We start from the raw sequence: 21,182 nt of genomic DNA on the forward strand, positions 1-21,182 counted from the left end.
TTGTATGAAATTTACAGAGCAGAACATAAAAGGAGTCTGGATAATAGAACCCCGTGTCTTTACCGATGAAAGAGGGTATTTTATGGAGTCGTACCGGAAAGATGCTTTTGAGGAGCATGTCGGAAGGGTTGAATTTATCCAGGACAATGAATCGAAGTCGACCCGTGGTGTATTGCGGGGCTTACATTATCAGACAGGTAAATATGCGCAGGCTAAGTTGGTCAGAGCGCTAAAGGGCAGTGTACTGGATGTGATAGTGGATCTGCGTAAATCGTCACCCACCTTCGGCAAATCTTTAGCCGTGGAACTTACCGAAGATAATAAAAAGCAATTATTCATCCCCAGAGGTTTTGCCCATGGATTTCTGGTGCTTAGCCCCGAAGCCATTTTTTCTTACAAAGTGGACAATGTATATGCCCCGGGATATGAGGCCTCGCTTTTGTGGAACGATCCAACAGTGGGTATTGATTGGGGAATAAAAGAAGAAGAGCTGATTCTGTCGGCAAAAGATAAAGCAGGTAAGCTTTTTACTGAGACTGTTGTTTTCGATTAAGGTAAGCCAATGGCTAAGAAAATAGTAAGAAAGCGAACCCTGAAAAAAACAGGCAGAAAGAGAGCAACGAAATTTGAACCGAAAAGGCTTATTCTGCCATTTGTCATAGCTGCGTGCCTGTGTGTTGTGGCGTTCTTCATTATAAAAGATTATTTTGGAGAATCCGGGTCTTTCGATTCCAGCAAGTATTTTGTAAAGGGAGTGGATGTATCCCATCACAACCCGATCCTTAACTGGGAGAGTGTATTGGAGCAGAACATCACTTTCGCTTATATTAAAGCGACAGAAGGAACTTCCCATGAAGACAGGAATTATCCCTACAATTATGATTTGGCGAGGGAAACCAATATAAAGGTGGGTTCTTACCATTTCTATACATTCGGCCTATCCGGAAAAGAGCAGGCCCTGCACTTTCTGAAAATAGCGCGGTTTAACGCCGGAGATATGCTGCCGGCTATCGATGTGGAACATTCACCGGCCAATCCGTATAGTAAGGATAAAGACTATATTGAAGTTGTCGTAAGTGAATTGAAAGTGCTGGAAAAGGAGTTGTATGAGCATTTTGGCATCCATCCAGTCATTTATACAAATAAAGATTGCTATAAATTATATATCAAAGATAATTTTCCTGATAACCTGATCTGGATGTGTGACCTGCATAATGAGCCGTCCGGTGATGTGAAGAACTGGCGTATATGGCAGTTTTCGCATAAAGGGGAATTGCCCGGGGTGGATGGCGATATTGATTTGAACTACTATCGTTATTCATTTCAGGAGTTTAAAGAATTATTATTACCTTGAGGCTCTAAATATAAATACTGTATGAAAACAAGCATGAATTGCAAAATCGGCGGAGCCAATCACCATTCATCTAAGTGCATGATAATTTTGTCATGCGAGTTTCCATACATCCATTAAAAACAAAATTATAGTATGAAATATATACTTTTCATATCTCTTGCATTTGTTTTCTGCTTTTCATCATGTTTTGATGAAGATAAATTCGATAATACCAGAAAAGGAAACTTTGAGGCTTTGTGGAAAATAATGGATGAGCATTACTGTTTTTTCAGTTATAAGGATGTGGACTGGAACGAAGTTCATACCCGTTATGCAGCACGTATAAGTGAGAGTATGAGCAACGATGCCTTGTTTACGGTATTGGGAGAAATGCTGGCTGAGGTAAAGGACGGGCATGTGAATCTGGTGGCGACCCATGATGTGGCCCGTTACTGGAAATGGTACGAAGATTATCCCTATAATTTCGACACCAAAATACAGGATAATTATCTTGGGACAGACTACAGTATTGCCAGCGGATTGAAGTACAAAATACTGGATGATAATATTGGTTATGTGTACTATGGTAGTTTTTCGAGTGGGATCGGCGATGGTAATCTGTCGCAGGTATTCGACCGTCTGGCCGCATGTGACGGTGTTATCCTCGATGTAAGGAACAACGGCGGGGGGCTAATGACTAACAGTGAAAAACTTGCGTCTTATTTCTTTAATGAGAAGACACTGGTAGCCCATATCCTTCACAAAACTGGTAAGGGACATAATGATTTCTCCGAACCTTATGAAATGCATATAGAGCCGGCAAGCGGGCTGAGATTCCAGAAAAAAGTGGCGGTACTTACCAACCGCAGGTGTTATAGTGCAGCCAATGATTTTGTGAACGCGATGCGTTATGCTCCAAATGCTATTATCATAGGTGATAAAACAGGCGGAGGTTCCGGTTTGCCTTTCTCTTCCGAATTGCCCAATGGCTGGTCGGTACGGTTTTCAGCATCACCCGTCCTGGATGCAGAGAAAGAGCAGATAGAATTTGGCATCGACCCCGATATCTCTCAGGACATGACAGATGAAGATATGGCTAAGGGATTAGATTCGATGATCGAAAGAGCCAGAGAGGTTTTGAAGGCTAATAAATAACGTGAACCAATGATTTAAATAATCTTGAATCAAAAATCACTTTTTACAAAATACTTTATCTATATATTAAGCCGATAGCCTTTAGCTTTTAGCTGATAGTTCTTTGAAAGGATGAACGAGCACTCTCCATTCCCCAAGAGCAGGGCTGTTAAGTTCTGAATCCTTATATACTCTTTGTCATGTTGAACGAAGTGAAACATCTCCTAAATAGAAGGAGATCCTTCGTTCCACTCAGGATGACAGCAGAGAATAACAAAATAAAGCGGAGAACTTAACAGCCCTGCCCCTTGGGGGACTTACGGAGAGAGAAAAAAGGAACAGATAAAAAATAGTGGGAAAAGTGTAACTTTTGTAACTTTTTTGATATAGTTACGAGTTACTTCGCCCTTCGGGCAGTTACGAGTAGACAAGACACGAGATACGAGTTGTTAACTGCTGACTGTTTACTGTTAACTGAAATAAGTGTTACCTTTGTTACCTTTTAACGGTTACGAGTTACTTCGCCCTTCGGGCAGTTACGAGTTACGAGTAGACAAGACACGAGATATGAGTTGTTCACTGATAACTGTTAGCTGTTAATTGAAACAAGTGTTACTTTTGTTACTTTTTAACTATATATAGTTAATGAATGTGAATGTATAAGATGAAAATAATGAAAAAACTGTCAGATGTGTCAGGTTTTAATTAAACATAGTTAATAAACGTAAATATAATAATGAATTATGAGTTTTAAGTAATAAGTTGAAAGACCTGTATTTCTGTTAACTGCTAACTGTAAAAGTTGAATGTGATTTATGATGGTTTTATAGTTAAAATGCAAGATGTATAGAAATTGAGATATTATCTGTTATTATACTATTTTCATCATCCTGCGTCAAATTGTTGTATTAAAGCTAAATATCTAATTTTATTATATTGTGTTTTGACTTTATGATGTTAACGAAATTGAAAATGCTTGATTATGGTCTATATTTTCTGTCATTTTTATGTTGAAAAACAGTTTTTATTGTCATAACGATTAACCTAAAATTTGGCTGTATCAGATTCCTTTTTTGTAACTTTGTTTCTAATTCATGCTAGTTGATATAATTAGTAAAACTTATAAAAATCTTAAGATTATGCCTAAAGTTACAAGAGAAGCTGCTTTAAAGTATCACTCATCAGGCAGACCGGGGAAAATAGAAGTTATTCCCTCAAAACCTCACAGTACTCAAACCGATTTGGCGTTGGCATATTCACCCGGTGTAGCCGAGCCGTGTCTGGAGATAGAAAAATATCCTCAGACGGCATACGATTACACGGCTAAGGGGAATCTGGTGGCAGTCATATCTAACGGTACGGCCGTTCTGGGGCTGGGAGATATCGGGGCTCTGGCAGGCAAACCGGTAATGGAGGGTAAGGGATTACTTTTTAAGATATACGGAGGGATCGATGTCTTTGATATTGAGGTGGATGAGAAAGATCCGGAGAAATTTATACAGACAGTAAAAGCGATTGCCCCTACATTCGGAGGAATCAATCTGGAAGACATAAAAGCTCCTGAATGTTTCGAAATAGAGCGACGTCTGCGGGAAGAACTCGATATTCCGGTGATGCATGACGATCAGCATGGCACGGCTATCATATCGGCGGCCGCATTGCTTAATGCGCTGGATGTATCAAATAAGGATATTTCGAAGATAAAACTGGTTGTGAACGGGGCAGGGGCTTCGGCTGTTGCCTGTACTAACCTGTATATGAAATTCGGAGTCAGGAAAGAAAATATAATTATGTGTGATAGTAAGGGGGTACTTACTACGAGACGTAATGATTTGAGTGATATAAAGAAATGTTTTGCGACCGGTAGGGATATAACAACGCTGGCTGAAGCCTTAGAAGGCGCCGATGTGTTTTTAGGCCTGTCCAAAGCTGATGTACTGACAAAGGAGATGGTTCGCAAAATGGCTCCGGACCCTATTGTATTTGCTTTGGCGAATCCTAATCCCGAGATCTCATACGAAGAAGCAATGGCTTCCCGCGATGATATTATTTTTGCCACAGGCCGTTCCGACTATCCTAATCAGGTCAATAATGTGCTGGGATTTCCTTATATATTCCGCGGCGCGCTCGATGTCAGGGCTACAGGTATCAATGAAGAAATGAAACTTGCCGCGGCACGTGCTATTGCCGATCTGGCAAAGGAACCTGTTCCGGATGTTATCAATACAGCCTATGAGTTGAAGCGTCTGTCATTCGGTAAAGAATACATTATACCTAAACCTCTCGATCCGCGCTTGCTGACGACTGTTTCTGTTGCGGTAGCGAAAGCGGCTATTGAAAGTGGCGTTGCCCGTAAGCAGATTACCGATTGGGATACATATGCGAACAAGCTATCGGAGATGCTGGGTTACAGCAATAAGCTCATACACCGTCTTACGCATTTGGCAAAGAGTGATCCCAAGCGGGTTGTATATTGCGAGGGTAACCATATCAATATGATAAAGGCTGCGATTTTTGCACATAAAGACGGTTTGTGCCATCCTATCCTGTTGGGTAGTGAGGACCGCATCAGGCATATTGCCGGTGAAAACGGGCTTGAGCTGAATGGAATACAAATAATAGATCATCGCAACATATCGGAAGATGTAAGGCGTAGCCGTTACGCAAAGATATTAAGTGATAAGAAATCGAGAGAAGGTATCCGATATCAGGAAGCTTTTGAGAAAATGAGCGACCGCAATTATTTCGGTATGATGATGGTGGAAACAGGGGATGCCGATGCTGTAATAACCGGGATTTACAGTCATTACCGCGAATTTGCGCGTACTGCGCTGGAAGTTATCGGATTACGGCCCAATTACAAGCATTTTGCAGCAATGCATATCGTGCATACCAAGAAAGGGCCTTTTTTCCTGGCTGATACGCTTATAAACCGCTGGCCGGAGGAAGATGTGCTGATAGAAATAGTGAAGTTGACACACGATGCGGTTAAATATTTTGCAACCGAACCTGTAATGGCAATGCTGTCGTTCTCCAATTATGGTGCAGATGATAACGGTAGTCCGAAGAGTATAGCTAACGCTATACGGTACTTCCACGAGAATTATCCTGAATTCAAGATCGACGGCGAAATGCAACTGAACTTTGCAATGAACAAGGAGCTAAGAGACAAGACTTTCCCTTTCAATGCACTAAGAGGTAAGGATGTGAATACATTGATATTCCCGAATCTGAGCTCTGCAAATATATCCAGTAAGCTGCTTATGGAACTCGGCATTGCCGGTGAAAGTATCGGGCCTATTCAGATGGGACTACGCAAGCCGGTTCATTTCACTGATATTGAAAGCTCTGTAAGGGATATTATAAATCTTACGACTGTTGCTGTCGTGGATGCGATTGCATCTCAAAGCGGACAATTGGAAGAGTAGTAAGTATCAGGTACTAAGTATTGAGTAATGACTTACGACTTATTACTCATATCAGGCCTCTCGATTTGAACTCCAGGTATTTATTGATGGAATCGATCGTCAGATTCTCGGGCTTTGACAATATTGTGTAAATCCCGTACCTGTTCAGTTCTTTTACAATAAGCAGTTTGTCATACGACAGCTTTTCAGCCATCCCTTTGCGGAAAGTCTCTTCCATATTGGAGGGTGAGGTATCCAGAACTTCATTAAATTCCGAGTTGAGGAAAAAGGCGACGAGTATCAGATGATCTTTGGCCATACTGCCCAGGTATTTCAATTGGCGGCGCATGCCATTTACTGTTTCAAAGTTGGTATATAGAATTATCAGGCTTCGTTGCGTCAGTTTACGGCGTACAGTGACATATAGGCGTTCATAGTCGGCCTCTTTGAAATCGGTTTGCTGAGCGTACAGAGTTTCCAGTATCTTGTTCCGTTGGCGGCGATGCTTATCGGCAGGCAATATTTCGTCTATCCCTTTCGAAAAGGTAATCAATCCGGCTTTATCGCCTTTGTTAAGCGCTGTACTGCATACCATTAAAGTCGAATTGATCGCATAATCGAGCAATGTCAGTCCGTTGAACGGCATTTTCATTGTGCGCCCTTTGTCGATAAGGCAATATACAGGCTGCGACTTTTCTTCCTGGTATGTATTTACCATAAGTTGGTTTATACGGGCTGTTGCCTTGTAATTGATTGTACGGGGATCGTCGCCGGATATATAATGTTTTATATGGTCGAATTCCGTTGCATGCCCTATCCGCCTGATTCTTTTTACCCCGTAATCGGTCAGACGGTGCGATGCCGCCAGCAATTCATATTTATGCATCTCTATAAATGACGGATATACCGCCACATCCTTATGGTTGTCGAAGATATAGCGTCTGCTGACGAAGCCGAATAAACCTGCTACATAAACATTTAAAGAGCCAAATTGATATACTCCCCGCTGAGTGGGACGTAAGTCGTAATAGAAGACTTCTGATCTGTCGGCTGCCAGAGATGTTCTGAATATCAGATCCCTTTTCTGAAATTGGAAAGGAACTTCTTCTACGATTTTTATCCTGACTTTGAAAGGGTATTTATTTGTGATAGAGATAGATATTGTGTTCTGATCGCCATTGGACAATCTGTCGGGACAATTACGTGTTCCTGCTATTCCTTTCTTCTGACGAAAGACAGTGAATATATCCAGAAGGATAAATACGCAGAATACGCCCAACGCAAGCTGCATCAGGTAGAAATATTCATCGAAAATAAAGCATGTGAAAAGTCCTATTACACATAATGCCAGTGTAATAAAGAGCAGGTTTGTAAGATAGAGACTCTTAATAAACCGTATTATCGGGGAACCTCCGCTTTGTCTATCAATTGCCATATGATTGTATCGGTGGATGTACCGTCCATTTCTTTTTCAGGTGTTAATAATACTCTGTGGCGAAGCACAGGCACGGCCATTTCTTTTATATCGTCGGGTGTGATAAAATCTCGGCCTCTGATGGCTGCCAACGCTTTTGATGCATTCAGAATGGCCAGGGAAGCACGAGGCGAGGCGCCTAATGTTATCCATGGACTCTGACGGGTGGCAGATACTATTTGTGCGATGTATTCGAGTAAATGATGTTCGACCAGCACTTTTTCCACAGTCTGACGTAAACGGTTGAGCTTTCCGGCATCCAGCACAGGGTTTATAACTGCATCTATAGTGAGTTCGCCTTTGTTCTGGCGATCAAGAATAGCGATTTCATCGACGATATTCGGATAATCCACTACTATCTTGAAAAGGAAACGGTCCAGTTGTGCTTCCGGCAGGCGGTAAGTACCTTCCTGTTCGATAGGGTTTTGCGTGGCTATTACGAGGAACGGATAGTCCATCTTATATGTGGTACCGTCATTTGTAACCTGACGTTCTTCCATTACTTCGAATAAAGCTGCCTGGGTTTTGGCCGGAGAACGGTTAATCTCGTCTATCAGGACTATATTGGAGAATATAGGCCCTTTCTTGAATTCGAACTTAGCGGCTCCCGGCATGAAAATACTCGTGCCCAATACGTCTGACGGCATCAGGTCGGGGGTAAATTGGATGCGGCTGAATCCTACATCGATTGTCTTAGCTAAAAGTTTTGCCGATAATGTTTTTGCAACGCCGGGCACACCTTCTACCAGCACATGGCCATTTGCCAGAATAGCAACAATCATTTGTTCTATCAACTGATGCTGGCCGACAACAACCCGCCCGATTTCATTTTTTATGCTTTGAACGCCTTGGCTCAATTCGGAGAAATCTATTCTCGACTGGAATTCTAAATCTGACATATATCTCTGTTTATTTGTTCTTTACAGTTCTATAAAACTCTTCCAACAAGTTATTGTATCTAAGGAATGGCTGGGTTTCTATAAAGGCCAATGTGGATAAGTCTTTATAGATATGGAACAGTTCACTGAGCCGGTCCTTGTCCATCCCCGATTTCGCACTCAATACATTTACAAATTCATTGTCGATGTTTTCGGTGGACATATAATAATGCTTCCTGATGTAATCGAGGAAATATGCATGTCGTTTTATTAATATGGTCATGAAATCATTCTTACGGTAATAAAGGTTACTTATCGTTCCCAGAAATTCTAATGATGAATTCACCGGAGGCTTGATGATTGGAATAGCCCGTTGGGTGCGTTTTGAGCGGAATAGCATGAACAGCAAAAAACCGATGAGAATAGCATACAATGCTACACGCAATGGCGGATTATTCAACATTATCTTAAAATCGCTTCCTTCGCCCAGTGAACCCTGCTTCTGATATTCGTCCCAAATTATCTTACTGTTTTTGGGCAGGTATGATAAACACCGGAATCCAAAATCGTACTTCCCGGTTTGGAGCATGTTCACATTCGCAAAAGCCGAAGGTACGGAATGCAGGTAGATATGGCCTTTACCATACTTAACATCGATAAATACGGTATCTTTCTTATTGTTAAAGGCCAAAGGTCTGACAGAGAGTTTACAACTATCCGTATTAAATTTTACTTGTCCCTGAATACTGCCGAAACTGTATTTTCTTGCAGGGTGGTCAGTAAGGTTATAAACTGTATCTGTCTGGAAATATTTTGTATCCGTCTTTATCTTTAATGTATCCAAAAGCTTTCTGTCTATCGTTTCGGCAGAAATAAAGACGTTATTACCCAACCCTACAAAATCCAGCATATACTCCATATCCAGCTTATCGAGCGTAAAACTTGTGTTTATAAATATATATGAGGTAGTATCTGATATATTATCCAGATCGGCATACCATGAAGTGGGATCATATTCTTCCGTGAGAGTACTGCCGGTTTCTATTTGCTCTTCCATATAACTTGTTGCGGAGTCGGTTTCATAGTCCGGATAATCCGTGACTGTAGATTCCTCATATGTATCGTAATAATCCTTGTCTTCGTATGAGTATGAATCATCATAAGTTAGGTATTCTCCCACATTTTTCTTCAGGTTGTTATAGGCCGGCATGCGGGTGACCCGTATATTCTTTTCATCAAAAATATCGTCCAGTAGCTGATAGGTAATATATGTACCATAAGGTCCGGTTTTCGAATTGATGAAAGTAGGCGACCAGTCTACAGGCTTTGGCGCCCTGGATCTTGCGAATGGGAGTCCGAATAATAAGAGGACAATCACCACTATGAGTGCTATCATCTTCTTATCTTTCATTGGCTATCGTTTTAGAGAAAGACTCCATCCGGCTACATATAAGAGGGAAGTTCGTTTCATCGGGAATGAATTCTCCATACCATATATAATCGAAAATCAGCGTCGTTTCCATAAAATTGGAGCGTACGGTCTGATTTTCTATCTCGTACTGGTAACTGTAGTTGGTCTTATTTGGCTTCCACTCTATAAACTCCTTATCCGTTAAAAGTTTCAGATTTTTTAGATAAAGGAAGCGTATAACAAGGCGGTAATCTTTATTTTTCAACGCATTCGCTATCAGCGAATCAAAATCCATATCGTGTACATTCTCGGTATAAATATCGATTTCGGGCGTATCCATCTTTTTCTTCCCGAATACTGTCCTGAGGTCTACTCCGGCAAATTTCAGGACAATAAGGCATATAATAACAATTAGCGCTATCAGGACTATAACTCCAGGAAAGCCCGATTCTGCTATAGCTGAAAATATATCTTCGAAGAGATTGAAGAACCAATTTTTAACTTTATCCCACCATGAGGGAGTTTTTTCGACTCTTTTGTACTGGAAGCGATTATCGTTCTGGTATTCTTTTATTTTCGTTTCATCAGGGATTCTGAAATCCACAGTTTCCTGTACAGGTGATGTCGTAATGGTTTGTATTGTGTCGGTCTGCGCCGGAAGATATGAGAATAGACAAGTGAAGAATATAAATAATATACTCTTTATAAATGTTATATCTTTCTTATTGTTCAACACAGAGACCGGGTTAATATGGGATGCTTGGAGGAGTATCGTTATGGTTTCCTATACTGTCTATCTCAAATTCCAGATCGTTGCCTTCTATCTTGTTGCGATGGCTGTAATACATGACTCCCATAGCTGTATACATTATTATATATGAGAATAAAGATCCCACAAAGAGAATCATGATGGATAAGATAAAGAAAAAATCGTTGGCGAAAAATTTAACCTGAAACGTACTTGCTATCAACCCTATATAGTAGGGTATGGCAAATACGGAACCAATCAAAGAGAGTATAATTACAAACACTAAGCCATAACCTAATGTTATCCAGAAATTATTCCTGACTAACTCGATGCTTCGTTGGAAACTATCCATAATACCTAGATCTTCATTGATATATGCATATAGATAAAATCCCAGATAAACCATAACAATAATACCCGGTATAATACATAAAACGAAACCTATCGTGAATGCCAGCCCAAAAAGAATCGAAGCCCCGAAAGCAGGCAACGCTACTTTGGCTGTTTTTTTCCATACTTGTATATTGTCGACAACTCCGTCATCCGATTTTACATACATCGACATATAAGATATGGTAAATAATATCATGGCGAACATGGCAAGCCACAGTAGTATATACCCGATGGCAGCCATAAGAAATGAGGATACCGTGAAATCTTCATAGGGATTATTTAATCCGTGAGTTCCCATCTGATAATACATGCTGAACAGGTTTGGTATACAGAATGCAGCTATCAGCAATAGAGGTATCAGATAAGAAAGACCTCTGGCAATAGGCCCGAAATTCTGTTTGATAAATTTTATTGCCATATCGAAGTTACCACTGAAATCGCGGTTTCCGTTCAATCTGATTTTTTCATGTGTCTCCATTCGTTTTTTTGTTTATAAGATAAGGGTAATAAATAAAATACCATATGATAAATAATGCCGACAGGCCTATTATTGTAAGTTTAAGATATATATGCATATCTGTGAGGCGGGTAATATAACTTTCGATAAAAGCAGCTACAATAAAGACGGGAATCAGGCCCACTACTATTTTTGCAGCATCTTTCACCGCTCTCTGCACGGCATCGATCCGTTTGTATGTGCCGGGGAACAGGATGCTGTTTCCCAAAACCATACCTGCACCTCCGGATATGATAATAGCCGATATTTCCAATGTGCCATGCAGCCATATGACAGCCGCCGATTCACCGAGTAATCCATATTGGTAGAAAAAATATTGGAATACACCCAGCATTACCCCATTGGAAAACAGTATATAAACTGTTCCAACAGAGCAAAATATCCCGAAAATAAAAGCATAGAATGCTACCCTGATATTATTGCTGCCTATACCGAAAAACATCCATCCTTTAGCATCGTCTTTATATACGCCCATCGGATCTCCGTTTTCTATATTTTCGAGAGTCATGTTCACGTATCCCTGCCCGAGTACTGCGCTTGAAAAATCAGATTCCTGTTGCAGGGAAAAGATTCCCAAAAGTACGCCTGCAAGCATGAACAGGAATGCATAAAGCATATTCTTCCTGTACCGGTACATGATAAGCGGTAATTCGGTTTTCCAGAAGCGGAGGAAACGGCCGTTCTCCTTTTTTCGGTACTGGTATATATTAATAAAATAGCGGCCGGCAAGCTGATTAAGATATCTTACTGTCTGTGATTTGGGATAAAAAGTACGTGCATACGAGAGATCGTCTGTAAGTTCTATGAAGTTGTCAGCGAGTGTTTCAGCCGGAATATCTTTATCTTTGGTCTGACTGTCTATCTGCTGCCACTTATTCCTATTTTCCTTAACAAAGGCGGCTTCTCTCATTAGTTTGTAGTTCGTATTTAGAATTATTTTCACAAATATAATCCTTTGCCTAAAAAGAAAGAAAGAAATGTGGTAATAATCATACAAAAAAATTAAATTTGTCAATTATAAATAATAGAGAGTATCTGGAATTGTGATTTTTAGTCATTATAATGGGAAAACAAAACAGATATAGGTGCAAAAAAGGCTTGAAGCCTTATTTTATTTATCGAAATGATTATTGAAGTTCAGACAACACAAAATGTAACTATAGATTACGAAACTGCGGGCGTAGGACAGCGTATACTAGCATATCTACTCGATCTTATTGCTATTATTGTGTGGGTTATCGGCTGGTTTTGGATTTTGGGGACGGTGGCGTCTTTTGGAATAAATCAGGCTTTCAGTGGGGATATCTTTGCAATCTTTCTCGTTATTATCATTTTTTTTCCTGTAATCTTCTATCATTTGCTTTTCGAAATTTTAAATAACGGGCAGAGTCCCGGTAAAATGGTCATGAAAATAAGGGTTGTCAACGTTGACGGTACAGCTCCTACATCTAGCTCTTTCCTCATAAGATGGCTTTTTCGTTTGATAGACTTCTCCCTGACAGAAGGTTTTCTGGCGGTAATCATGGTGGCTGTGACAAAAAAATCGCAACGTTTGGGCGACCTTCTGGCCGGAACCACGGTTATAGACCTCAAATTAAATAGTCGTAACAGGGAATTATCCATCACCGATCTCGATTTCCATGAAGATTATAAGGTGACTTATATAGATGTTCTGGATAGACTATCCGATAAGGATATTCAGACTATCAGTTCTATAATAGAGGATCAGCGCATGCGCGACAGCGATTACTTCAACCAGCGGCTGGCCGAACGTATAAAGTCCATTACGGGATATACTTATAATGGACCCGACAGGGTGTTTCTTCGTAAAGTAGTAAGTGATTATAATTATCAGGCAGTACAGGACATATAAAAAAATAAAGCTGCGTGAATATAAAGTAAAGCGGGCAAATATGCCTTATTACATCTTTGAGCCTATCTGTTTATAAAACGTCTATTTTGGGGAATTTTTCTGTTATCATATTGATATTCTTCACTATATGCTCTTCAGGTTTTAGACCGGAAACAACCCTCTTCATCCATCCTTTTTCTTCCGGATTAATGGTTGTGCCCGAATATTGATCGGCTAGTGATAGTATGGAAAATCGTACACTTGAATATACAGAATGCATCTTTGTTTTCATAGGCTTAAATAGTTTGTTACAGTGACTAATACGTTCCTATTAATAAAGATGCATTCTGCTTGTCAAAAGTTGCAAGGATATAAAATATTATTTATTTTTTGTCGTAGCTTTAGTCGTGGATGCAGGTCTTTTACCATCCGTTTTTTCTTCTGGTTTGGCTTCTATTCCCGGTTTAGTATCTGTTTTTATCTTTGCCGCCGGCTTTTTAGCTTTCGGTCCGGTTTTAACCTTTGTGGTCAATCCTGTCTTGTCCTCGGATTTTGCAGAGGCAACAGCCACTTTTTTCTTCGATGCTTTCGGGGCAGGAGCAGGCTTCTCTTCCTTAATGGTTTCAGGTTTTGAAACGGGTTTATCCGTAGCCTTGGATGCAGTGCCCTTTGTTTTTGTCTCCAGTTTCTTAATCTTGTCTTCTAACCGGTCTATTTCGTCTGCCTGGTTGTGGATAGTTGTCAGCAGGGCGTTCAATTCTTCGTTTTCGATCGAACTAGGGAATTCGGCATCTACTCTTTCCTTGAAATCACTCAATACATTCATATAAGTATTGAATGCTTCGTATGGAGAGGCGTAAGGGCTGAACGGCAGGTCATGTTTTGTTCCCATATAATAGAAGTGGTCGCTCGATTGCAGATAATTCCAGTCTTGCAACAGCCGTCTCGACTGGCTCATACTCACACGTTCGGCAACTTCGTAGAGTTTGTGGAAAGCTTCCTGTTGCAGTGTATTGCCTAACCATGCCGATATATCCCTTTCTTCGCCTACCCATGATATCGGGTGCATAGACGAAATACTGTCTACCGGTTTCAGCATATTCAGTACCTCGGAAGGGGTGGCAAATCCGATATTCTTTTCTTTGGCAAATCGAGGCAACGCCCTTATAAAATCAAATATTCCCGAACTTTTCTTTTGGAAGTTGCCCAGTGCCTCATAATTCATAAACAGGTTGATTACCTGTTCTTCCTTTGGTGTGGCGGCTATCCAGTTTATAAATTTGTCGGCGGTAAGCGGATACTCGCTCCAGTTATAATTGGAGAAGCGGGTTGCGATATCATCACTGAATCGTGGGTTGCGCATCAATAGCTTCAGTTTCGGTTGTGCAGCCGATTTATATACATAATTGGGGCTTTTCCATCCTAAAGTTCTTTTTGCTCCGGGAGTGATCATACCCGTAAATCCCATATCGTGGACAAGCTCGGCGATATCGTCCGAGTATATCAGTTCCGTGTTACGGAATATTTTCGGACGTTGCCCAAACAGGCTTTCTATTTTATCGTCATGTTCCTTTACCTGTTTTTTAAACCCTTCGGGATCAATAAGCGACGCCAGGGAATGCCCTTGTGTTTCAGATAAGAATTCGACACATCCTGTATCGGCGAGTTCCTTGAATCCATCGATTACCTCCGGGGCATATATCTCCATCTGGTCCAGTGCCACACCCGAGATCGAGAATGCGGCCTTGAACTTTCCGTTGTATTCTTTTATCATATCCAGCATCAATCTATTGGCCGGAATAAAGGAAACTTCGGCTACCCGCTGGATGAAATCTTCATTGGCAAAGTCATCATAATAATAGTGGTCGCCTCCGATATTGAAGAACCTGTACCTTTTAAGGCGGTGTGGCTGATGTATCTGGAAGTAGAAACAAATATTTTTCATAATTTATATTTTTTTAGTTACAAGTTACGAGTTACGAGTAAACAAGCTACTTGTACTATTTTTAATTTTTTTCAATCAATTTTTACTCTCGCTGCAAGTCCCCCTCCGGGGAATTAGGGAGCTGCTTTAGTTACACAAGTTATTATATATATCCCTTACTTTCTGTCCTGCATATTCCCATTTGATATTATCCACTTCGGCTTTGCCCTCTTTGCTGAGAAAATCCGCCATAGCATCATATGTACAAATAGAATATATGGCATCTGCCATGGCATCTACATCCCAGTAGTCTACCTTTACGGCCTTGTCCAGAATTTCGGCGCATCCCGATTGTTTGGAGATAATGGTAGGGATACTGCATTGCATGGCTTCCAACGGGGAAATCCCGAAAGGCTCGGATACCGATGGCATTACATATACATCGCTGCGTTTCAGCATTTCATACACTTGCTTCCCTTTGAGGAAGCCTGTGAAATGGAAGCGGTCCGATATACCCTTTTCGGCAGCCAGATACAGCATGCGTTCCATCATATCGCCGCTGCCTGCCATAACAAATTGTATATGCTTGGCCCTTTCCAGTACACGGGCAGCTGCCTCCACAAAGTATTCCGGGCCTTTTTGCATGGTTATGCGCCCGAGGAAAGTAACCACTTTGTCTTTTATTCCTTTTTCGGTATTGATGGCTAGTATTTCGGGGCTTAAAGGTTCTACGGCATTGTGAACTGTGGTTACTTTTGCCGGGTCCTGATAGTATTTTTCAATTACCGTCTGACGGGTAAGATTACTTACGCAAATGATATGGTCGGCATGATCCATCCCGTTTTTCTCCATCTGGTATACCTGTGGATTTACATTGCCGCGGCTACGGTCGAAATCGGTAGCGTGTACATGTATCACCAGTGGCTTTCCTAATATATTTTTGGCATGTATACCTGCAGGGTAGGTGAGCCAGTCGTGTGAATGGATAATATCGTAATTGTGGGTACGGGCAATCACACCCGCCATAATCGAATAGTTATTTATCTCTTCGAGGAGATTGTCGGGATAACGTCCCGAGAATTCGATACAACCCAAATCGTTGGTATGCATGTAACTAAAATCGGCATAAATATGATCCCGCATATTATAATATTCCTGAGGGTCCATATATTTTGAAAGCCTTTCGCTTACATAATCCCAATAAACGTCTTTCCATACAACAGGGGTATTGCATGCCCCGATGATTTTCAGAAAACTCTGGTCCTCATCTCCCCTAGGCTTCGGTATTACGAATGTAATATCCATATCAGGCTGCATCGCCATGCCTCTGGTAAGGCCATAACTTGCAGTTCCGAGCCCTCCTAATATATGAGGAGGAAACTCCCATCCAAACATTAATGCTTTCATATACTTTCAAAATTAAGCATTAATGAAACCGAGAAAATAGCAAGTGTCAATTTTCCGTCTCTCATTAATATTTTTTATGCGGTTAATACTTTTCTTAATATTCATCTGCAAATGCTTTTTGTAGGTTTAATGCCCAGATAACCCCTGCCACGCTAAGGGAATACGATATAGGCCCATGTCCGGAATACGGGATGCTGCCGTCGTAAAGTGCCGAGAGCGAAGCAATACAGTCGTTCGACATTTCATCTTCTATTCCGATGAGCAGGCGGTCGAGAAACGAATAGCCACTCCGTTGGAATATTTTCATGTATGCTTCCATATACGGGCCAAGCAACCATGGCCATGAGGCTCCGTTGTATGCGCTATGGGTTTTATCGGCGGCAGAGCCTTCATAGCGTGGGCGGAATCCGATGCTTTTAGGACTGAGGGAGCGTATTCCTTTGGCTGTGAGTAATTCTTTAGTGACAATATCTATGACGGACTTGCTTTGCCGTTTGTCCAGGAGGGGATAGTCCTGGGATATGGCCAGAAGCATATTCGGCCTTACACTCCAGTCCACATAGTTTCCTGCTACATAATCGTAGAGGTAACCGCCATCGTTGTAAAAAACGTCGATGAATGAAGTTTTTACTATTTCGGCTAATAGGCACATTTTCTTTTCAAGTTTTGCATCTTCCAGATGACGGGCAATATCCTGGTTAAACATTAATGCGTTATACCAGAAAGCATTGATTTCGACTAGACATCCGGTGCGTGGCAGGGGATAGTTGCCGGCCGCCACGGCGTTGTCCATCCAGCTAGGGTGTCCTGCACGGTTGTCTACGCTCAGTAATCCGTTTGTTAACGGGGTGAGGCCAGGGTGCTTCCCTTCCTGTATGAAAGCTACAATTTTGCTGGTTAGCAATGCGTATTTGGCATAAAAACGGTCTTTTTCTGTATCGGAAAATCGTTTCAACGCCCAGAGCGCCCAAAGCAATACATCCGCATCACCTATATCTTTGAGAAAGCCTGTCAGAGGGTTCCCTTCCATGAAAGCCTCTATTGTTGGGATTGCGGTATCCATTACCTCTTCGAAGGCTTCATGTTTGCCTAAGCCGATCGTTAGTCCCGGTAAAGACATAAATTGCTCCCGGGCGGTAACTTGTCCCCAAGGGTAGCCGTTCAGCAGGTATAATTCATTTTTGGAGGGACGAAAATAAAACTGGTGACCGGAATTTTTAAGGCAATTGTAGAAAGAAGAGCGCGGTGTACGTTCCTTTACTCCTTCTTCGAATAACAGAGATAGTCTTCCGGTATCGGCATGGACATCGCTTGCCGAAAATATAATGGATTCACCTTTTGTAATAGGGAGTTCGAAATAACCAGGAACATATAAGTCTTCCTTATACGGGAGGCCTTCTTCCTTATCTCTATCATATTCTATCCCCTTGTACCAATTGGGTTCGAATACAAAATTCGCCGCTTTGTTGAATTGCATGTACAACTCGGGATAACCGCTGTACATACACATACTGATACCGTTTTCCACTTCTTTATAGCCATGTTCGGCAACCGTGTTTTCTACCGTCAGGGTATTGATCTCACGAAAGGCAAGGAATGGTTTGAAGCGTATGGTTGTCGGTGAATGTGCATCCAGAAGCGTGTACCGGATGAAGATAGTGTTGTCTTCGAGCGAAAACATTTTTTCTTTCGACAGGATTACTCCTCCGACCCTGTATATGGTGCGGGGTAATGAATCGCAGCTAAACTCACGGATGTATTTGTGCCCCATGGGGCTGTAATTGTCCCCGTCGTATTTATGTATTCCCAGATTGAAGTCGGCACCGTGCTGTATAACAGTTTCATCGAAAGAAGAGAGTAGCACGTGGTTCGAATTGTCAAGTTTGGGCACAGGCATAACGAGTAGTCCGTGTTGTTTGCGCGTATTGCATTCTACGAGTGTAGTACAATGATAAGCTCCACGTCGGTTTGTTCTAAGTATCTCTCTTCGAAGAGAGTATTCTAGATTAACCATCCGGGATTTATCAAATTTAAGATAGGTGTTCGCCTTGTTATAATCCATAATTTTTTAACAGTTATACTGTGTATACATAACTGAATAAGTCAGGATACTTTATCCAGAGCCTATTTCTGATTTTAAAGATAGCAAAAATGTTAATAAATATTCCAAATTGCGCATGATGTTTATTAACATAAAATCAAAAGCAAAAATGTGTCCTGCGTTGTTGTACTTATTTAGAATTATTTTATATTGGATATGTATTTTTATTTATAACAAAAGATATTAAGTTTCAGTTTTTTAATATGGCAGAATTAAGAAATTTAGTACAACTTATTATTTAAACGAGTTTTAAATGAATAGTATTTTTATATCTTTGTAATCCGAAAAACAAGGTAGCTTATATAGAATCCTAATATAATTTTTATGCTGGACATGCTTTCATTTATAACATGGGATGTAAATCCTGAAGCTTTTTCTCTCTTTGGACGGGAAATTCGCTGGTATGGTATTTTATGGGCTGCGGGGGTTCTCTGCACAACAATGGTGGTGCAAAGGATGTACAAATCGGAAAAACTTCCGGAGAAATGGTTCGACTCACTGTTCCTGTATGTGCTCACCGGCCTTATCATAGGTGCCCGTCTGGGGCACTGCCTGTTCTATGAACCGATGGAATATCTGTCCAACCCCGTATCTCTGATAGAGATATGGAAAGGAGGGCTAGCCAGTCATGGTGGCGCTATTGGGATGGTTATTGGTGTTTGTCTTTATTCATTGAAGATAACCGGAAAGAAATTGAACTGGAAGCATTTGATTATTGGTGCTGTAGCCGGCTTCATTGTCGGTGGAATTGCCGGATATATAATAAATCCTGATAATGCCGATGCCACTTTGGGTATTGCTTTTCTTGGATTATCGGTGGGTGCATGTGTGGCTATGTTGTATATGACTTATCTGACATCGATACAGACTTTGGACAAACTGGTGGTGGGCGTGGCTATAGGAGCGACATCCATACGTCTGGGCAATTTGATGAACTCTGAAATATATGGAGGACCTACCGATGTGCCATGGGCATTTCGCTTTATACAGAATATAGAGGATTGGAAAAGGGGCGCTGAACCAATATACTCTCTGCCCAGCCATCCTACCCAGATATATGAGGCTCTTACGTATTTCTGCATTTTCCTTATAGGCTTGTTCCTTTTTTATAAGACACCGGCCAAAACCAAAAGCGGGTTTATTCTGGGAGTTTCGCTGATTGGCATTTTTCTGTCGCGTTTTATCGTGGAATTTATAAAAAACACGCAGGTAGATTATGAGCAGGCGATGGTTTTGAATATGGGACAGTTATTGAGCCTGCCGTTTGTCGTATGGGGAGTATGGCTGGTATGGAGCGCTATAACCAGAAAAGAAGGGCCGATAGATGAAAAGACGATAAAATAACATAATAAAAAGGAAAAATACTAGATAGTATGTTAAAACCAATTCCAATAAAAGATGACTTATTCTATATCGGCGTAAATGACCGGACAAAGCATCTTTTTGAAAATCTGTGGCCGCTGCCTAAAGGGGTTTCTTACAACTCCTATCTTCTTTCGGATGGCAAAACAGCATTATTTGATACTGTTGATATCTGCTACTCCGATATTTTCTTTCATAAACTGGAAATAGCATTAAGTGGGAGACCGCTCGATTATGTTATTATCAATCATATGGAGCCGGACCATTCGGGTTCCCTCGGTTTGCTGAGAAACAGGTATCCGAATGTAAAGATTGTGGGTAATAAGCGTACAGCCGATATGGTACAGGGCTTTTATGGTATTACGGACGGTGTGATGGTGATTGATGACGGGGATGAGCTGTCGTTGGGTAAGCACAATCTTGTGTTTAATCTCACACCGATGGTGCACTGGCCAGAAACTATGATGACATATGACACTATCGACAAAATTATCTTTTCGGGAGATGCTTTTGGAACATTCGGGACTTTGGATGGCGGTATTACCGATACACAATTACACCCTGAACGCTATTATGACGAAATGATACGTTACTACTCCAATGTGGTGGGTAAATTTGGCTCTCCGGTACAGAAGGCATTGGAGAAGTTGAGCGCACTGGATATAAAAATGATTTGTTCTACCCACGGTCCTGTGTGGACTATAGATGAACAGATCAAAAAAGTGATTTCCATTTATGACAAACTTAGCCGTTATGAAGGTGATGAGGGCGTAGTTATAGCTTATGGAAGTATGTACGGGAATACCGAGCAGATGGCCGAAACTGTTGCTTATGAACTGGCTCAGCAAGGAATAAAGGAGATTATCCTTCACAATGTATCCAAACGTTCACATTCTTATATTATCCGTGATATCTTTAAGTATAAGGGGCTGATTGTAGGTTCGCCTACATATAACAACAAGCTGTTTCCTGAAGTGGAATACCTGTTGTCGAAAATAGAAGGACGTGATATGAAGCACCGTTATTTCGGATACTTCGGTTCATTCACATGGGCGGGGGCTGCCGTGAAACGTCTGGCTCAGTTTGCTTTGGATACTAAGTTTGAAGTAATTGGCGAGCCGGTGGAGATGCGTCAGGCTATGCGTCATGATACGTATGATGCCTGTATTTCGCTGGGTAAAGCGATGGCCGAGAGATTGAAGCAAGACAGATAAAGTCTTTAAATTATAAGTTATAAATTA

The 21,182-nt window shown here is 41.2% G+C and carries 17 protein-coding genes; 7 read left to right on the forward strand and 10 right to left on the reverse strand.

The window, feature by feature from the left end:
• The first annotated feature begins 4 nt into the window (after positions 1–4).
• The 4 genes from rfbC (at position 5) to ACYQ3L_RS12655 (ending at position 5,895) form a co-directional block, all read left to right on the forward strand.
• Entirely contained in the window at positions 5–553 is a 549-nt protein-coding gene (gene rfbC / locus ACYQ3L_RS12640) for a dTDP-4-dehydrorhamnose 3,5-epimerase (protein WP_379997130.1), read from the forward strand.
• Positions 554–562: 9 nt separating this feature from the next.
• Positions 563–1,354, forward strand: coding sequence for a glycoside hydrolase family 25 protein (locus tag ACYQ3L_RS12645; protein WP_379997132.1), 792 nt, complete (start codon positions 563–565; stop codon positions 1,352–1,354).
• 132 nt (positions 1,355–1,486) lie between these two features.
• The gene (locus tag ACYQ3L_RS12650; RefSeq protein WP_379997134.1) at positions 1,487–2,488 is read left to right on the forward strand and encodes a S41 family peptidase; all 1,002 of its coding nucleotides are present in this window, start codon (positions 1,487–1,489) and stop codon (positions 2,486–2,488) included.
• A 1,118-nt stretch (positions 2,489–3,606) separates the two neighbouring features.
• On the forward strand, positions 3,607–5,895 hold the full coding sequence (locus tag ACYQ3L_RS12655) for an NADP-dependent malic enzyme (RefSeq protein WP_379997136.1): 2,289 nt from the start codon (positions 3,607–3,609) through the stop codon (positions 5,893–5,895).
• A gap of 46 nt (positions 5,896–5,941) precedes the next feature.
• Here the strand turns inward: ACYQ3L_RS12655 and ACYQ3L_RS12660 are convergent, their stop codons facing one another.
• Genes ACYQ3L_RS12660 through ACYQ3L_RS12685 form a run of 6 tightly spaced genes read right to left on the reverse strand, consistent with a single transcriptional unit; the run spans position 5,942 to position 12,238 of the window.
• Complete coding sequence (locus tag ACYQ3L_RS12660) at positions 5,942–7,309, reverse strand: DUF58 domain-containing protein (protein WP_379997138.1); 1,368 nt, start codon at positions 7,307–7,309, stop codon at positions 5,942–5,944.
• Positions 7,273–8,247 carry an AAA family ATPase gene (locus tag ACYQ3L_RS12665; RefSeq protein WP_379997140.1) on the reverse strand — a complete coding sequence of 325 codons (975 nt, stop codon included), beginning with the start codon at positions 8,245–8,247 and terminating at the stop codon, positions 7,273–7,275. Before ACYQ3L_RS12665 ends, ACYQ3L_RS12660 begins: the two co-directional genes overlap by 37 nt.
• Before the next feature lie 10 nt (positions 8,248–8,257).
• Positions 8,258–9,637, reverse strand: a complete 1,380-nt coding sequence (locus ACYQ3L_RS12670) for a DUF4350 domain-containing protein (RefSeq protein WP_379997142.1) — start codon at positions 9,635–9,637, stop codon at positions 8,258–8,260.
• Positions 9,627–10,373 (reverse strand): hypothetical protein, encoded by a 747-nt coding sequence (locus ACYQ3L_RS12675; RefSeq protein WP_379997144.1) that lies wholly within the window; start codon positions 10,371–10,373, stop codon positions 9,627–9,629. The genes ACYQ3L_RS12670 and ACYQ3L_RS12675 overlap by 11 nt, the downstream gene beginning before the upstream one ends.
• Positions 10,374–10,383: 10 nt before the next feature.
• The gene (locus ACYQ3L_RS12680; RefSeq protein WP_379997146.1) at positions 10,384–11,256 is read right to left on the reverse strand and encodes a DUF7847 domain-containing protein; all 873 of its coding nucleotides are present in this window, start codon (positions 11,254–11,256) and stop codon (positions 10,384–10,386) included.
• Positions 11,243–12,238, reverse strand: coding sequence for a stage II sporulation protein M (locus tag ACYQ3L_RS12685; protein ID WP_379997148.1), 996 nt, complete (start codon positions 12,236–12,238; stop codon positions 11,243–11,245). Before ACYQ3L_RS12685 ends, ACYQ3L_RS12680 begins: the two co-directional genes overlap by 14 nt.
• Before the next feature lie 180 nt (positions 12,239–12,418).
• Here ACYQ3L_RS12685 and ACYQ3L_RS12690 point away from each other — a divergent pair, with 180 nt between their 5' ends.
• On the forward strand, positions 12,419–13,168 hold the full coding sequence (locus ACYQ3L_RS12690) for an RDD family protein (protein ID WP_379997150.1): 750 nt from the start codon (positions 12,419–12,421) through the stop codon (positions 13,166–13,168).
• 70 nt (positions 13,169–13,238) lie between these two features.
• Here ACYQ3L_RS12690 and ACYQ3L_RS12695 read toward each other — a convergent pair whose 3' ends face one another.
• From ACYQ3L_RS12695 to ACYQ3L_RS12710, 4 genes are all read right to left on the reverse strand, one after another.
• Positions 13,239–13,439 (reverse strand): hypothetical protein, encoded by a 201-nt coding sequence (locus ACYQ3L_RS12695; protein WP_379997152.1) that lies wholly within the window; start codon positions 13,437–13,439, stop codon positions 13,239–13,241.
• Positions 13,440–13,526: 87 nt separating this feature from the next.
• A complete protein-coding gene (locus tag ACYQ3L_RS12700; protein WP_379997154.1) occupies positions 13,527–15,092 on the reverse strand; it encodes a polysaccharide deacetylase family protein in 1,566 nt (521 codons plus the stop codon).
• A gap of 126 nt (positions 15,093–15,218) precedes the next feature.
• Entirely contained in the window at positions 15,219–16,478 is a 1,260-nt protein-coding gene (locus ACYQ3L_RS12705) for a glycosyltransferase family 4 protein (RefSeq protein WP_379997156.1), read from the reverse strand.
• A 94-nt stretch (positions 16,479–16,572) separates the two neighbouring features.
• A complete protein-coding gene (locus ACYQ3L_RS12710) occupies positions 16,573–18,540 on the reverse strand; it encodes a glycogen debranching enzyme N-terminal domain-containing protein (RefSeq protein ID WP_379997158.1) in 1,968 nt (655 codons plus the stop codon).
• Between the two features lie 363 nt (positions 18,541–18,903).
• Between ACYQ3L_RS12710 and ACYQ3L_RS12715 the strand changes: the two genes are divergently transcribed.
• Positions 18,904–19,923: a prolipoprotein diacylglyceryl transferase gene (locus ACYQ3L_RS12715; RefSeq protein WP_379997160.1), complete on the forward strand. Its 1,020-nt coding sequence runs from the start codon at positions 18,904–18,906 to the stop codon at positions 19,921–19,923.
• Between the two features lie 29 nt (positions 19,924–19,952).
• Positions 19,953–21,155 (forward strand): FprA family A-type flavoprotein, encoded by a 1,203-nt coding sequence (locus ACYQ3L_RS12720; protein WP_379997162.1) that lies wholly within the window; start codon positions 19,953–19,955, stop codon positions 21,153–21,155.
• The last annotated feature ends 27 nt before the right edge of the window (positions 21,156–21,182 follow it).

The sequence above is a fragment of the Dysgonomonas termitidis genome (assembly GCF_054657735.1).

Coding starts and splice junctions, on each gene's coding strand:
- rfbC (WP_379997130.1), top strand. CDS start 5: ATGAAATTTACAGAGCAGAACATAAAAGGAGTCTGGATAATAGAACCC.
- ACYQ3L_RS12645 (WP_379997132.1), top strand. CDS start 563: ATGGCTAAGAAAATAGTAAGAAAGCGAACCCTGAAAAAAACAGGCAGA.
- ACYQ3L_RS12650 (WP_379997134.1), top strand. CDS start 1,487: ATGAAATATATACTTTTCATATCTCTTGCATTTGTTTTCTGCTTTTCA.
- ACYQ3L_RS12655 (WP_379997136.1), top strand. CDS start 3,607: ATGCCTAAAGTTACAAGAGAAGCTGCTTTAAAGTATCACTCATCAGGC.
- ACYQ3L_RS12660 (WP_379997138.1), bottom strand. CDS start 7,309: ATGGCAATTGATAGACAAAGCGGAGGTTCCCCGATAATACGGTTTATT.
- ACYQ3L_RS12665 (WP_379997140.1), bottom strand. CDS start 8,247: ATGTCAGATTTAGAATTCCAGTCGAGAATAGATTTCTCCGAATTGAGC.
- ACYQ3L_RS12670 (WP_379997142.1), bottom strand. CDS start 9,637: ATGAAAGATAAGAAGATGATAGCACTCATAGTGGTGATTGTCCTCTTA.
- ACYQ3L_RS12680 (WP_379997146.1), bottom strand. CDS start 11,256: ATGGAGACACATGAAAAAATCAGATTGAACGGAAACCGCGATTTCAGT.
- ACYQ3L_RS12690 (WP_379997150.1), top strand. CDS start 12,419: ATGATTATTGAAGTTCAGACAACACAAAATGTAACTATAGATTACGAA.
- ACYQ3L_RS12695 (WP_379997152.1), bottom strand. CDS start 13,439: ATGAAAACAAAGATGCATTCTGTATATTCAAGTGTACGATTTTCCATA.
- ACYQ3L_RS12700 (WP_379997154.1), bottom strand. CDS start 15,092: ATGAAAAATATTTGTTTCTACTTCCAGATACATCAGCCACACCGCCTT.
- ACYQ3L_RS12705 (WP_379997156.1), bottom strand. CDS start 16,478: ATGAAAGCATTAATGTTTGGATGGGAGTTTCCTCCTCATATATTAGGA.
- ACYQ3L_RS12710 (WP_379997158.1), bottom strand. CDS start 18,540: ATGGATTATAACAAGGCGAACACCTATCTTAAATTTGATAAATCCCGG.
- ACYQ3L_RS12715 (WP_379997160.1), top strand. CDS start 18,904: ATGCTGGACATGCTTTCATTTATAACATGGGATGTAAATCCTGAAGCT.
- ACYQ3L_RS12720 (WP_379997162.1), top strand. CDS start 19,953: ATGTTAAAACCAATTCCAATAAAAGATGACTTATTCTATATCGGCGTA.